The sequence below is a fragment of the Curvibacter cyanobacteriorum genome, assembly GCF_028649475.1.
In the GTDB taxonomy this organism is placed as follows: Bacteria; Pseudomonadota; Gammaproteobacteria; order Burkholderiales; family Burkholderiaceae_C; genus Curvibacter; species Curvibacter cyanobacteriorum.
Genome location: NZ_JAQSIP010000006.1, coordinates 157852 through 171163 on the forward strand (window position 1 = coordinate 157852; position 13312 = coordinate 171163).

At 68.4% G+C, this 13312-nt stretch carries 13 protein-coding genes; 7 read left to right on the plus strand and 6 right to left on the minus strand.

All coding sequences use genetic code 11. The annotated features are described in order from the left end of the window. The first annotated feature begins 135 nt into the window (after window positions 1-135). The 4 genes from PSQ40_RS14100 to PSQ40_RS14115 all read left to right on the plus strand — a co-directional run bounded on the left by PSQ40_RS14100 (window position 136) and on the right by PSQ40_RS14115 (window position 4960). Complete coding sequence (locus PSQ40_RS14100; protein WP_273952197.1) at window positions 136-1095, plus strand: LysR family transcriptional regulator; 960 nt, start codon at window positions 136-138, stop codon at window positions 1093-1095. Window positions 1096-1217: 122 nt separating this feature from the next. Beyond that, window positions 1218-2672: an FAD-dependent tricarballylate dehydrogenase TcuA gene (tcuA, locus tag PSQ40_RS14105; RefSeq protein WP_273952198.1), complete on the plus strand. Its 1455-nt coding sequence runs from the start codon at window positions 1218-1220 to the stop codon at window positions 2670-2672. Further along, window positions 2659-3852, plus strand: coding sequence for a tricarballylate utilization 4Fe-4S protein TcuB (gene tcuB / locus PSQ40_RS14110; protein WP_273952200.1), 1194 nt, complete (start codon window positions 2659-2661; stop codon window positions 3850-3852). The genes tcuA and tcuB overlap by 14 nt, the downstream gene beginning before the upstream one ends. Before the next feature lie 109 nt (window positions 3853-3961). Further along, window positions 3962-4960 carry a Bug family tripartite tricarboxylate transporter substrate binding protein gene (locus PSQ40_RS14115; RefSeq protein WP_273952202.1) on the plus strand — a complete coding sequence of 333 codons (999 nt, stop codon included), beginning with the start codon at window positions 3962-3964 and terminating at the stop codon, window positions 4958-4960. Window positions 4961-5024: 64 nt separating this feature from the next. On the opposite strand, the gene proC is transcribed toward PSQ40_RS14115, so the two are convergent. From proC to PSQ40_RS14145, 6 genes are all read right to left on the minus strand, one after another. After that, entirely contained in the window at window positions 5025-5858 is an 834-nt protein-coding gene (proC, locus tag PSQ40_RS14120; RefSeq protein WP_273952203.1) for a pyrroline-5-carboxylate reductase, read from the minus strand. Between the two features lie 121 nt (window positions 5859-5979). After that, window positions 5980-6699 carry an ABC transporter ATP-binding protein gene (locus tag PSQ40_RS14125; RefSeq protein ID WP_273952206.1) on the minus strand — a complete coding sequence of 240 codons (720 nt, stop codon included), beginning with the start codon at window positions 6697-6699 and terminating at the stop codon, window positions 5980-5982. After that, window positions 6696-7484, minus strand: a complete 789-nt coding sequence (locus tag PSQ40_RS14130; RefSeq protein WP_273952208.1) for an ABC transporter ATP-binding protein — start codon at window positions 7482-7484, stop codon at window positions 6696-6698. Before PSQ40_RS14130 ends, PSQ40_RS14125 begins: the two co-directional genes overlap by 4 nt. Before the next feature lie 14 nt (window positions 7485-7498). Continuing rightward, window positions 7499-8386 carry a branched-chain amino acid ABC transporter permease gene (locus tag PSQ40_RS14135; protein ID WP_273952209.1) on the minus strand — a complete coding sequence of 296 codons (888 nt, stop codon included), beginning with the start codon at window positions 8384-8386 and terminating at the stop codon, window positions 7499-7501. After that, window positions 8379-9272, minus strand: coding sequence for a branched-chain amino acid ABC transporter permease (locus PSQ40_RS14140; protein ID WP_273952210.1), 894 nt, complete (start codon window positions 9270-9272; stop codon window positions 8379-8381). The genes PSQ40_RS14135 and PSQ40_RS14140 overlap by 8 nt, the downstream gene beginning before the upstream one ends. 100 nt (window positions 9273-9372) lie before the next feature. Further along, a complete protein-coding gene (locus PSQ40_RS14145; RefSeq protein ID WP_273952211.1) occupies window positions 9373-10488 on the minus strand; it encodes an ABC transporter substrate-binding protein in 1116 nt (371 codons plus the stop codon). A gap of 277 nt (window positions 10489-10765) precedes the next feature. Here PSQ40_RS14145 and PSQ40_RS14150 point away from each other — a divergent pair, with 277 nt between their 5' ends. The 3 genes from PSQ40_RS14150 to PSQ40_RS14160 all read left to right on the plus strand — a co-directional run bounded on the left by PSQ40_RS14150 (window position 10766) and on the right by PSQ40_RS14160 (window position 13303). Next, window positions 10766-11458 carry a GntR family transcriptional regulator gene (locus PSQ40_RS14150; protein WP_273952212.1) on the plus strand — a complete coding sequence of 231 codons (693 nt, stop codon included), beginning with the start codon at window positions 10766-10768 and terminating at the stop codon, window positions 11456-11458. A gap of 141 nt (window positions 11459-11599) precedes the next feature. Then, window positions 11600-12610: a Bug family tripartite tricarboxylate transporter substrate binding protein gene (locus tag PSQ40_RS14155; protein WP_273952214.1), complete on the plus strand. Its 1011-nt coding sequence runs from the start codon at window positions 11600-11602 to the stop codon at window positions 12608-12610. Between the two features lie 27 nt (window positions 12611-12637). Further along, window positions 12638-13303, plus strand: a complete 666-nt coding sequence (locus tag PSQ40_RS14160) for a response regulator (RefSeq protein ID WP_273952215.1) — start codon at window positions 12638-12640, stop codon at window positions 13301-13303. Window positions 13304-13312: the final 9 nt, after the last annotated feature.

Genomic DNA, 13312 nt, shown 5'->3' on the forward strand with positions numbered 1-13312 from the left:
GGTCCCCGTAGCGGGCGAAGATCCAGCATGGGAGCCCCCGGGTGCAAACTAGGCACTTGAACGCGGGCCGCCGAACGCCCGCTGGCCCCGGCACAGCGGGGCCAGGCCAACCGGCGCCCGCCCCTGGAGACCCCGATGGAACTGAAACAGCTGCGCTACTTTTTGCGCATCGTCGAACAAGGCTCGATGAGCCGTGCCGCACTCGACCTCAACCTGGTGCAGTCGGCCCTGAGCCAGCAAATCACCCGGCTGGAGAGCGAGCTCTGCACACGCCTGCTGCACCGCACCCCGCGCGGGGTGACCCCCACCGAAGCGGGTCTGGCCTTCTACCGCGAAGCCCAGTTGACCGTGCGCCACGCCGAACAAGCCGTGCGCGCCGCGCAACAGGCGCGCTTGTCCGGCACCGTCACCGTGGGCCTGCCGCCGACCACTTCGTCCGTGCTGGGCCTGCCGCTGATGCGGGCCATGCGCGAACGCTACCCCGATGTGCGGCTGCACATGGTCGAAGGCATGTCGGGCCACCTGACCAGCATGCTGAACGCGCGTGAGCTGGACCTGGCGATGCTGTTCGACACCCGGCTGCACCAGGTGCAACAAGCGGCCAGCGCGCGGCACTGGGAGATCCAGCCGCTGCTGGAGGAAGACCTGTTCCTGATGCGCAGCGCCGCCGCGGCGCGCCTGGACACCGAGGTGCCGTTGGCCGCGCTGGCCACCGAACCCCTGATCCTGCCGACCGGGCCCCACGGCCTGCGCAGCACCCTGGACACCGCCTTTGCCAATGCCGGCCTGGCCCCGCAGGTGGTGCTGGAAGTGGACTCGCTGGCCATGGTGATGGCCGCCGTGGACGCCGGCCTGGGCTCCACCCTGCAACCCTGGGCAGCGCTGGGGCGTTACCCCGATGCGGCCCAGCGCTTCCAGTGTGCACGCCTGACCGGCGTGCCGGCGCGGCGCGTCAACCTGCTGTGCAGCCTGCCAGAGACCGAGCTGTCGCCCGCGGGCCTGGCAGCCCGCGTGGTGATGGTGGACTGCGCGCGCACCCTGGTGAACACCGGGCGCTGGCAAGGGGCTCAACTCTGCGAGGCCCCACACCCCTAGGCCATCACGTTTTGTGATGCCCCCATCGCCCGGCCCGCCTGCACGCGGGGCCGGGGGCTCCCTAGGATCACGTTCACGCCGGACGCCCTCCGGCTTTCCCCTGAGCGTTCCGAAGGAGACCCATGTCGACAGAACCCGATGTCCTGGTGATTGGTGGCGGCAACGCCGCCTTGTGCGCCGCGCTGATGGCGCGCGAGGCCGGCGCCAGCGTGCTGCTGCTGGAAGCGGCCCCGCGCGCCTGGCGTGGCGGCAACTCCAGCCACACCCGCAACCTGCGCTGCATGCACGACGCACCGCAGGATGTGCTGGTCGGGGCCTACCCCGAAGAAGAATACTGGCAAGACCTGCTCAAGGTCACTGGCGGCCTCACCAACGAGGCACTGGCCCGGCTGGTGATCCGCGCCTCGTCGACCTGCCGCGACTGGATGCGCCGCCACGGGGTGCACTTCCAGCCGCCGCTGTCGGGGGCCCTGCACGTGGCCCGCACCAACGCCTTTTTCATGGGCGGAGGCAAGGCCCTGGTCAACGCCTACTACCGCAGCGCCGAAAAGCTGGGTGTGCAGGTGCGCTACGAAGCCCCGGTGGAGCGGCTGGAGATCGTCGACGGCCGCTTTGTCGCCGCCCATGCCGTGGTGCAGGGACGGCCCGAGCGCATCACCGCCAAAGCCTGTGTGCTGGCCGCGGGCGGCTTTGAGTCCAACCGCGACTGGCTGCGCGAGGCCTGGGGCCAGAACGAGCGTGGCGAATGGCCCGCGGACAACTTCCTGATCCGGGGCACCGCCTTCAACCAGGGCGTGCTGCTGCGCCACCTGCTCGAGGACCATGGTGCCGACCGCATCGGCGACCCCACCCAGGCCCACATGGTGGCGATTGATGCGCGCGCACCGCTGTACGACGGGGGCATTTGCACCCGCATCGACTGCGTCTCGCTGGGCGTGGTGGTGAACCGCGAGGGCGAGCGCTTCTACGACGAGGGTGAAGACTTCTGGCCCAAGCGTTACGCGATCTGGGGCCGCCTGGTGGCGCAGCAGGCCGGGCAGATTGGCTATTCGGTCATCGACAGCAAGGCCATCGGGCGCTTCATGCCGCCGGTGTTCCAGGGCGTGCAAGCCAACAGCTTGCCCGAGCTGGCCCGCCGACTGGGCCTGCCCGAGGCGACCTTCATGCGCACGCTGAACGACTACAACGCGGCCTGCCGGGTGGGCACCTTCGACCACACCGAGCTGGACGACTGCCACACCGAAGGCGTGACGCCGGCCAAGACCCACTGGGCCCGCCCCATCGACACCGCGCCTTTCTACGGCTACGCGCTCAAACCCGGCGTCACCTTCACCTACCTGGGCCTGCACACCGACGACACCGCCGCCGTGCGCTTCAACCAGCAGCCCAGCAGCAACCTGTTCGTGGCCGGCGAAATGATGGCCGGCAACGTGCTGGGCAAGGGCTACACGGCCGGGGTCGGCATGAGCATCGGCACCGCCTTTGGCCGCATCGCCGGCACCCAGGCCGCTGCGGCCGCCCAAGGCCGATCGCAACCCAATAACCCCACCCAAGGAGCCTCCCATGCAATCGCTTGAAGCCCTGACACGCGATGCGCGGGCGCTGGCCAACGGCGACATCGTCCCCGCGCCCCCCTTGTCCGCCGCCGAAGCCGAGGTGGCCCGCCAGCTGCAGATCTGCAACGCCTGCCGCTACTGCGAAGGCTTTTGTGCCGTCTTCCCGGCCATGACGCGGCGCTTGGAGTTCCCCCAGGCCGACCTGCATTTCATGGCCAACCTGTGCCACAACTGCGGTGCCTGCCTGCACGCCTGCCAGTACGCACCGCCGCATGAATTTGCCGTCAACATCCCGCAAGCCATGGCCCAGGTGCGCGGCCAGACCTATGTGGACTACGCCTGGCCGCCCGCGTTGGGGCGCCTGTACCAGCGCAACGGCCTGACCCTGTCGCTGGCCCTGGCCGCCGGCCTGGCCTTGTTCCTGGTGCTCGCAGTGGTGCTGCAGGGCCAGGGCTGGGCCGTGCTGTGGCAGGCGCACAGCGGCGGCTTCTATGGCCTGTTCCCGCACAACCTGCTGGTCAGCCTGTTTGCCCCGGTGTTCCTGTGGGCCACGCTGGCACTGGGCCTGGGCGTGCGGCGCTTCTGGCGCGACATCACCCCGGCCACCAGCGGCGCCCCCTTGAGCGCACCGGCCACCACCGAAGCCGCCGACGCCGTGCTGCGCCTGCGCTACCTCGACGGGGGCCATGGCGAGGGCTGCGCCAACGAGGACGACGCCTACACCCTGGCCCGCCGCCGCTGCCACCACCTGACCTTCTACGGTTTCTTGCTGTGCTTCGCCGCCACCAGCGTGGCCACCGCCTACCACTACCTGCTGGGCCTGCCCGCCCCCTACGACCTGCCCAGCCTGCCCAAGTTGCTGGGCGGCCTGGGCGGCCTGAGCCTGGCGCTGGGCACCGCCGGCCTGTGGCGCCTGAACCGGCGCCGCCACCCCGACCACGGCGATGCCGCACAAAAGCCGATGGACCTGGGCTTCATCGCCCTGCTGTTCCTCACCGCCACCAGCGGCCTGGCCTTGTGGGCCGCCCGTGGCAGTGCCGCCCTGCCGCTGCTGCTGTGCCTGCACCTGGGCGCGGTGATGGCGCTGTTCGCCACCCTGCCCTACGGCAAGTTCGCGCACGGCATCTTCCGCAGCGCCTCGCTGCTGCGCCACGCGGTGGAGAAGCGCCAACCCAACCCGATCGGGCTGGGCAGCGACTGAGCGCAGGCGGGGCCGCCCAACCGGTCCCGCGCCCACCGCGCCCACCGTACCGCGCCGCACCGCCCGGCCCGGCCCCGCGCGCCCCCATTCAACCAACAGGAGACCCCTCATGCCAAGCCAACCTCTGCGGCGCGCCAGCGCCCTGGCCATCGCCCTGACCTTCACCGCCCTGAGCGCCCTGCCGCAGCACAGCGCGGCCCAGAACCTCGACTTCCCGCCCAAAAAGCCGGTCAGCCTGGTGGTGGGCTTCGCCGCCGGCGGCGCCGCCGACGCCGCGGCCCGCCTGATCGCCAAGAAGCTGGCCGAGAACATCGGCCAGTCCGTGGTGGTGGACAACAAGGCCGGCGCCGGTGGCAACATCGCCCACCAGCAGGTGGCCCATGGCGCGGCCGATGGATCGGTGCTGTTGCTGGGCTCGGTGGGGCCGCTGACGATTGCGCCGCACCTGATGAAGCTGGGCTACGACCCCGTCAAGGACCTGGCACCGGTCTCCGGGGGGGTGTACTTTCCCAACGTGCTGGTGGTGCACAAAGGGGCCAAGGTCAAGACCCTGGCCGAGTACGTGCAACTGTCCAAGTCCAAGCCGGGCAGTGTGGACTTTGCCTCCACCGGGGCCGGCTCGGCCTCGCACCTGGCCGGTGAGTTGCTGAACGAACGCGCCGGCATCGACATGACCCACGTGCCCTACAAGGGCGGCGGCCCCGCGCTGCAAGACCTGCTGGGCGAGCGCGTGACCTCGTACTTCTCGGCCCCGCCCACCGCCCTGCCCCACATCGAGGCCGGCAAGCTGATCCCCATCGCCACCACAGGGCTGACGCGCCCGCCCTACCTGCCCAACATCCCGACCGTGGCCGAGGCGGGCTACCCGGGCTTTGAGGCGCTGAACTGGTACGCCTTCGTGGCGCCCAGCAAGACCCCGGCCCCGGTGCTGGAGCGCTGGAACCAGGAAATCGTCAAGGTGCTGAACGACCCCAAGGTCAAAGAGGCCCTGCTGAAGCACGGCCTGACGCCGCAGCCCACGACCCGTGCCGAGCTGGCCACCTTCATGAAGAACGAATCCAGCAAGTGGGCCGCCATCATCAAGGAGCGCAAAATCACGGCCGAATGAGGCCAGGCCGGCTCAGCACCGCCAAGCCCCAGCAGGGGGCCGTGGCCGCACTGCGCCGCAGGGGTCAGCCTTGGCCCAGCTCATGCGCCCGCTGCCGGGCCGCCAGCATGGCCCGGGTGAACTTGTCGGCCACGCCGTCCTGCGCCAGGGACTGCAGCGCCGCGTGGGTGGTGCCGCCCTCGGACGTCACGCGGGCCCGCAGCGTGGCCGGGGGTTCCGCGGAATGGCGGGCCAGTTCGGAGGCCCCCACAAACGTGCCCACCGCCAGTTGGTGGGCCTGCTCTGCGGACAGGCCCATGGCCGTGCCCGCCTGGGTCATGGCCTCCAAGAAATAAAAGACATAGGCCGGCCCCGAGCCGGACAGGGCGGTCACGGCATCGAGCTGGTCCTCGGCCTCGACCCACAGGCAATCGCCCGTGCTGGCCATGACCGCCTGGGCGCTGGCGCGCTCCACCTCGGACACGGCGCAACGCGCATACAGCGCACTCATGCCCTTGCCCACCAGGGCGGGGGTGTTGGGCATGGCGCGCACGATGCGTTCGCTGCCGAGCCAGGCCGCCAGCCGGTCGGACCGGATTCCGGCCGCCACGCTCAAGTGCAAGGGGTCACGCCAGTGCGCCAGGGTCGGTGCGATCGCCGCCTCAAACATCTGGGGTTTGACCGCCCAGAGGACGATGCGGGCGCGCGCCAGGAAAGGGCCCGGGGCTTCGTGGGCCCGCAGGCCGTGCTGGCGCTGCAAGGCTTCACGCGCGGGCAGCCAGGGCTCGACCACCTCGATCTGATCGGGCGCATGCCCCTGACGCAAAAGACCGCCAACGATGGCGCTGGCCATGTTGCCGCCCCCGATGAATGCCACCGGGGTGGTCGGCGAGAAAGCTGGAATGGATGGGGTGTTCATGGTGGGAGGTTGGGGTGTGAAAACACGGCGGGGGTCGGGTCCCGGCCAGTCAATGGCGCTGGCACCGCCCCCCGCCAGCCCGGGCCGGCTCGCGGGCCGGCCTGGCTGGGGACAACAAGACTCAATGGGTGCGGCCGCCGAGGTACAGCTCCCGCACGCGCTCATCGCGCATCAACTCGCCTGCGGCGCCGGTGAGCGCCACCGCCCCCATGGCCAGCACGTAGGCACGGTCGGAAATGCGCAGCGCCTCCATCGCGTTTTGCTCGACCATCAGGATGGTCACACCCTCCTGGTCACGCACCTGGACGATGGCGTCAAACACCTCGTGCAGCACCTTGGGGGACAAGCCCGCCGAGGGCTCATCGAGCAACAGGATGCTGGGGCGGGGCATCAGTGCCCGGGCCAGCGCCAGGATCTGCCGCTCGCCCCCCGACAACGACGCCGCCCGCAGGTCCATCTTGCGCGCCAGCACCGGGTAGAGGGTGGCGAGTTCGTCGATGCGCTTGGTGCACGCCGCCGCGGTGAGGAAGTGCCCGCCCACCAACAGGTTCTCGCGCACGCTCAGGGCGCTGAACACGTTGTCGGTCTGCGGCACAAAGCCCAGGCCACCGTGGCGGATCTTGCGGTGCACCGGGATCTGCGACACGTCCTCCCCCTGCAGCGCGATGCGACCGCGCCGCGGCAGCAGGAAGCCTGCGATGGTTTTGAGCAGCGTGCTCTTGCCACACCCGTTGGGGCCCAGCAGGGTCACGATCTCGGCGCGCTGGGCCTGCAAGGTCATGCCGCGCAGGATGTCGATCTCGGCCGAGTAACCAGCCACCACGTTGTCAATCTCGATCATGCGGCCTCCAACGCCGAAGTGCTAGGACGGGCCGCTGCGCCCAGGTAGGCTTGCAGCACACGCTCGTTGCTGGCCAATGCGTCAGGGCGGCAGCTGGCCACGATCTCGCCGCGGTCCAACACCACGCACCGCGTGCAGACCTCGCGGATGAAGTGCATGTCGTGCTCGACGATCACCAAGGTCATGCCCGCCGCATTGAGGCGCTGCAGCGCGGTCACGATGTCGCGGCGCAGGTTCGGGTGCACGCCCGCCGTGGGTTCATCGAGCAGCAGCATGCGGGGCCGTGCCATCAGCGCGCAGACGATGCCCAGCAGCTTTTTCTGCCCGCCCGACAGGGCCGAGGCGGGCAGGTCGCGCACCGGGGTCAGCAACAACTCAGCCAGTAATTGCTCGGCCCGGTCCCGCGCCTCGCGTTCGGCCTGGCGGGCGCCGCGCGTGAACAGCCAGGTGTCCCACACGCCGTGGTGGGCGGTGGAAGCCGCCATGGCGACCTCCATCACCGACATGCGGCTGGGCATGGACGGCAACTGAAAGGTGCGCGCCATGCCGGTGCGCACGATGCGGTGGGCGTCAAGCCGCTCGATGGCCGTGCCATCGAACTCGACCTCGCCCGCGTCGGCCGGGGTGAAGCCGGTGATGACGTTGAGCAGGGTGCTTTTGCCCGAGCCGTTGGGGCCCAGCAGGCCCACGATCTCGCCCGCAGCGATCTGCAGGCTCACGTCGCGGAGAACCTGGTTGCCGCCGAACGCCTTGGCGACGGAACGGACTTCAAGGAATGCATTCATGGGAGCGGTTTGTTTCATGGCATCTTTCGCAGCTTCTCGGGGATCAGTCCATCGCTGCGCCACAACAGGCAGGCCAGCAAAATGGCGCCAATCAGGCCCAGGCGCAAAGCACCGGCGAGGTCGGAGCTGAACTGGAAGTAGTCCTTCGCAAAGGGCACCAAGGCATAGGCGCCCTGCACCAGCAGCACGCCCGCCAGCACGCCCGCGGTGTTGCCCATGCCGCCGATCATCAACATGGTCCAGAGCAGAAAGGTCTCCGACGCCACCATGTAGTCCGGACCGGCGAAGCTCATGTAGTGCGCGTACAGCGACCCCGCCAGCGCCGTGACCGCTGCGCCCACCATGATGGCCCGCGCCTTGAGCGAGCGCAGGTCGTAGCCCATGCAGATGGCCAGCTGCGGCTCCTCACGCGTCAGGCGCAGCGCCCGACCGAAGCGCCCGTTGGCCAGGCGCCGGAACAGCCAGGCACTGAGGCCGACCAGGGTCAGCACCAAAGCCAGGAAGGCCAGCGCGCCCCAGGGCCGCCCCCAGGCGCTGAACAACGACGGGATGGCACTGATGCCATTGGCGCCGCCGGTGAGCCAGTCCTCGTTGGTGGCCACGGTGCGCAGGATCTCGGCCACCGCCAAGGTCGCAATGCCCCAGTAGTCCGAGCCCAACTGGCGCCCCAGGCGGGCAATGCACCAGCCCAGCCCCATGGCCACCAACACCCCACCGGCGGCGCCCAGCCAGGGCGACCCACCGGCTTGCACGGTGATGGCCGTGGCGTAGGCGCCCACCCCGGCAAACGCGATGTGGCCAAAGTTCAGCAGACCGGCGTAGCCCGCCTGCAGGTTCAGGCCCAGGGCCATGAGGGCGTAAATGCCCGCCACCGTGAAGGTGGATATCAAGAAATCAAACACGGCGTACCTCGCGGTCAAACAGGCCGTAGGGCTTGAACAGCAGGGCCAGCAACAAGATCAGGAAAGAAGCGGCGCTGATGTAGGACACCGGCAAGAAAGCCAGCGGTTTGCCCACCAGCCAGACAAAGTCGAGGTTGGTGACCAGGGTCTCGGTCAGCGCAATCAGCGCCGCCCCTGCCACGGCCCCCAGGGGGTTGCCCAAACCACCCAAGATCGCCGCGGCGAACACCGGCAACAACAAGTCGTGCCCGAGGTTGATGTGCGCCCCGGTCGACAGGGCCAGCAGGCTGCCCCCCAGGCCCGCGATGGCCCCGCTGGCAAAGTTGACCAAGCGCGTGGTGCCCTCGGCGTTGAGGCCGGAGGCCGCCGCCAGCGCGGGGTTGTTTGACAAGGCCCGCATGGCGCGCCCCGTGCGGGTGAAGAACAGCAACAGGGCGAACAACAGCAACAGCAACGCCGTGGCGCCCATGGCCGTGATCTGCGTGGGCGTCAAGCGCACGCCGCCCAGCACCAGCGGCTCGGTGACCGGCAGGTTGAACATGCGCGGGAAAGACCCCGCCACCCCTTGGGTCGCGGCGACCACCAGCATGGCCACGGCCAGCGAGCCGATCATGGCCATGGCGGGACCGGACCGCAGCAGGCGGGCAAACACCAGCAGGTGCAGCACCAGCGTCAGCAGGCCGGTGAGCCCGCAGGCCAGGGCGATGGCCAGGGGCAAGGGCAGCCCCCACGCAAACAGCGTGTGGGTGGCGTAGGCACCGAGCATGGCGTACTGCACATGCGCGATGTTGGGGAACTTGACCAGGCCGTAGACCGTGCTCAGGCCCAGGGCAACGAGCGCCAGGTCCGAGGCACGCAACAGCGTGTCGAAGAGAAGTTGAAGCATGAAATCGGGTCGGTTGACCCGGCGCAGGCGCTCGGAGCGCGCTCGGCCGGGTGTCTGGAGAAGCCGCCCCGTGGCGGGGCGGCGGGGGTTGGGCAGGGGGTCAGCGCGGCACGACCTTGCCGTCGTACTTCAGCTTGGCGTAGGGCGGATCGATGCGCTGGCGGTCCGCATCCAACACGATCGGGCCGGTCACCCCCACGTAGCCGCCCTTGCCCAGGTCCTTCAGCGCGGCCTGCACGGCGGCGGTGTCCGTGGACTTGGCCTTGTTCATGGCCGCTGCGGTCAGCAGCACCGCGTCGTAGGCATAGCCGGTGTAGGAGGTCTTCATGCCCTCCTTGTATTTGGCGGCAAAGGCGTCGGCATAGGCCTTGCCCGCCGCACCATAGACCGAGCCCACCTCCATGCCCAGCTGCCCCTTGGCGATGTCGGGGGCGGTGTCGGACAAGCTCATGGAGATCAGAATGGCGTACCAGGGCTGGCTGCGCAGGCCCAGCTCCATGGCCTCGCGGTTGATCACCGCCGACTCCTGTCCATAGGCGGTGTAGATGTAGGCGTCGGGTTGGCTGCGCGACATCTGCTGCAACTCACGCCGGTAGGTGGACTGACCCGCGGTGTACAGCACCTCGGTCACCACCTTGCCCCCCAGCTTTTCAAACTCCTGCTTGAAACCATGGACCACGCCCTGGCCATAGGCGTTGTTGGGTGCCACCAGGGCCACATTGCGGTAGCCCAGGTCCCACACGTCCTTGGACGAGAACTGGTTGCCCTTGTCCTCCAGGCCGATGAGGTTGAACGAACTGGCCCCCAGGTCGCGGATCTTCACGCTCGTGCTCGCGATGTTGATGTGGGCCACGCCCTCCTTCACCAGGTACTGGGCCATCGGCAGCGTGATGCCCGACGAGTACTCGCCAATCACCACCGGCACCTTGTCCACGCTGACCAGCTTGCGCGCGGCATTGAGCGCCGTGGTGGCATTGCCGCCCGAGTCTTCAACGATCACGTTGAACTTCTTGCCGAGCACCCCCCCGTCGGCATTCACCTTGTCCACGGCCAGGGCGACGGCACGTCGGACGTCTTCGCCCACCGTGGCGTTGGCGCCGGTGAGGGACAGCACGGCGCCCATCTGCACCGTGTCCAGCGCCAGTGCAGAGGATGAGATGGCCAGGCTGAAGGCCAATGCCAGCGGGGCCCGAAGGGTTCGAAATTTCAGGGACATGGAAGCTCCGTTAGGTCTGTGGATCAAGGGAACGGCTTGCGCCGCAATGCACGGGGTGCCGGGGGGATGTTGGTGGAGTGGCGGCAACGAACCGGGCGCGGGCCTGCCCCTCCCCGGAGGCGGCAACCCCAAAAAGATAGCCAAAAGCCATCTCATTGAACCCAATTTTTATAGCTTTAAATCCAACAAATCATCGATTGGATCCAATCATATACAAACGGATCCAATGCGACAATGCGTGTGCCAGGCGCGCCCCAAGTTCTGATCCAATAGCGCCATGAGATCCCGCACCCCCAAACCGCTGGCGCTGCACCAGGTCATCCGCGATGCCCTGCGCCACGACATCCTGAGCGGCAAGCTGGCCGCCGGCCACCAGCTGCGGCAGGACGCGCTGGCGACCCAGTTCAACGCCAGCCGAATCCCGGTGCGCGAGGCCTTGCGTCAACTGGAGTCCGAGGGCCTGGTCGTGCACCACCTGAATCGGGGGGCGGTGGTGGCCGGCATGAACGTGCAGCAGATCTGTGAACTGCTGGACATCCGCGTGGCGCTGGAATGCCATGCCGCCCGGCTGGCGGTGCCCAACATGGTGGAACGGGACTTCGAGGCCATGGAGCGCATCCTCGACGACTACAACCAGAGCGATGTGGTCAATGACTGGGCCGAGTACAACCGCCAGTTCCACCTGGCCCTGTCAGCCCCGGCCAACAACATGCGCCTGAAGCGGCTGATCGAGGAGTACTGCCTGAACACCGACCGCTACACCCACGTGGCGATGTCCAAGGCCACCGGCAAAGACAAACCCCAGTCCGACCATTACCAGCTGGTGGCCGCTTGCCGGGCGCGCGATGTGGGCCGGGTGGTCTCGCTGCTGGAAGAGCACATCGACAACACCCGCAAGGAACTGCTGGCCACGGCGCGTGAACTGCAGCAGCACGGTGGTGAGCTGCCCGGCTTGCTGCCCCTGCCTTGACCCCTGCGCGGCCACCGGCGGGGCGACCGAAGCCGGCCCGCCCACAACCCACGGCCCCGCGGCCGGCTCGGGATTGACAGCTTCCTGACAGCGACCACGCGCCAAGATGTCGCCCGATACTTGACCCGCATGGAGACATCAATGAACTCAAACGACCTGCAACGCCTGTCTGTCAGCCCCCGCCGCACGCTGTTGAAAGCCGGTGGCCTGCTGACAGCGGCCACCCTGGCACCAGGCCTGGTGCGCGCCCAAAGCAGCTGGCCCAACAAGAGCATTCGCTTCGTGGTGCCCTTCGCGCCCGGTGGCAGCTCGGAAATCGTCGCCCGCTCGACCGCCGCCGAGCTGACCAAGACCCTGGGCCAGAGCGTGTTCGTCGACAACAAACCCGGCGCGGCCGGCAACATCGCCATGCAGGAAGTGGCCCGCGCCGATGACCAGCACACCCTGATCCTGGGCCACATCGGCACGCTGGCGGTCAACCCCTACATCTTCCCCAAGCTGCCCTACGACCCCAACAAGGACTTCAAGCCCATCAGCCTGTTGGCCAAGGTGCCCAGCCTCTACGTGGTCAACCCCAGTGTGCCGGCCAAGAACCTCAAGGAGTTCCTGGCCTATGTGAAGTCCAAGCCAGGCCGCCTGAGCTACGGCTCGGCCGGCAATGGCAGCGCCGGGCATCTGGCGTTCGAGTACCTCAAGATGACGGCCGACCTGTTCATCCTGCACGTCCCCTACCGGGGCACCGGTCCGATGATGACCGACCTGCTGGCGGGCCGGCTTGAGGCATCGGCCATCGGCGCGGCGGCGGTGCTGCCCTTCATCAAATCGGGCAAGTTGCGCTGCATCGCCACCGGCTCGACCAAGCGCCTGCCGCAACTGCCCGACGTGCCGACGGTGGCCGAGCAAGGCTTCCCGGGCTTCGAGATGACCCAGTGGTACGGCATGTTGGCACCCGCCAGCCTGGCTGCGGCGAACGTGACCAAGCTGTCCGAGCACACCATGAAGGCGGTCAAATCACCCGAGTCCCTGGAGCGCCTGAACGCCGATGCCGCCGAGGTGCTGGGCGGCACGCCCGACCAGTTCAGCCAGTTCATTGCCGCGGAACAAGCCCGTTGGCAGAAGGTGATCGCCCGCGCCAGCATCAAGCCCGACTGACACCGGGCTTCGATTAGCATCGGTGGCATGCGCATCCTGTTGGCTGAGGACGAACACCACCTGGGCACCTGGCTTTGCAAGGCGCTCGAGCATGCGGGCATCCAGGTCGAATGGGTTGACGACGGCCGCCTGGCCGACCTGGCGCTGCAACAGCGCGACCACGACGCCCTGGTGCTCGACCTGGGCCTGCCTGGCATGGACGGTCACCAGGTTCTGCAACGCCTGCGCGAGCGCGACCAGCGCTTGCCCGCGCTCATCCTGACGGCGCGGGACTCGCTGGCCGAGCGCGTGGGCGTGCTCAACGCCGGTGCCGATGACTTTCTGGCCAAACCCTTCGAGTTGGCCGAGCTGGAAGCCCGGCTGCAGGCCCTGGTCCGGCGCGCCCGCGGGGTGGAACACCCGCGCTGGACCTGCGGCCCCCTGGTCTACGACGGCTCGCGGCGCCAGTTCAACCTGCATGGCGAGCACCTGCCGCTGTCGCCCCGCGAGATCGGTGTGCTGCGTGCCCTGATCCAGCGCAGCGGCGAGCCGCTGTCCAAACAGCAGATCATCGACCGCGTGTTCTCAGACGACGAAGACGTGCACCCGGAGGTGGTCGAAGTGGTGGTCTACCGACTGCGCAAACGCCTGGACGGCAGTGGCGTCAAGGTGGTGACCTTGCGCGGCCTGGGCTACCTGCTTGAACCGGACTGACGACGTGTC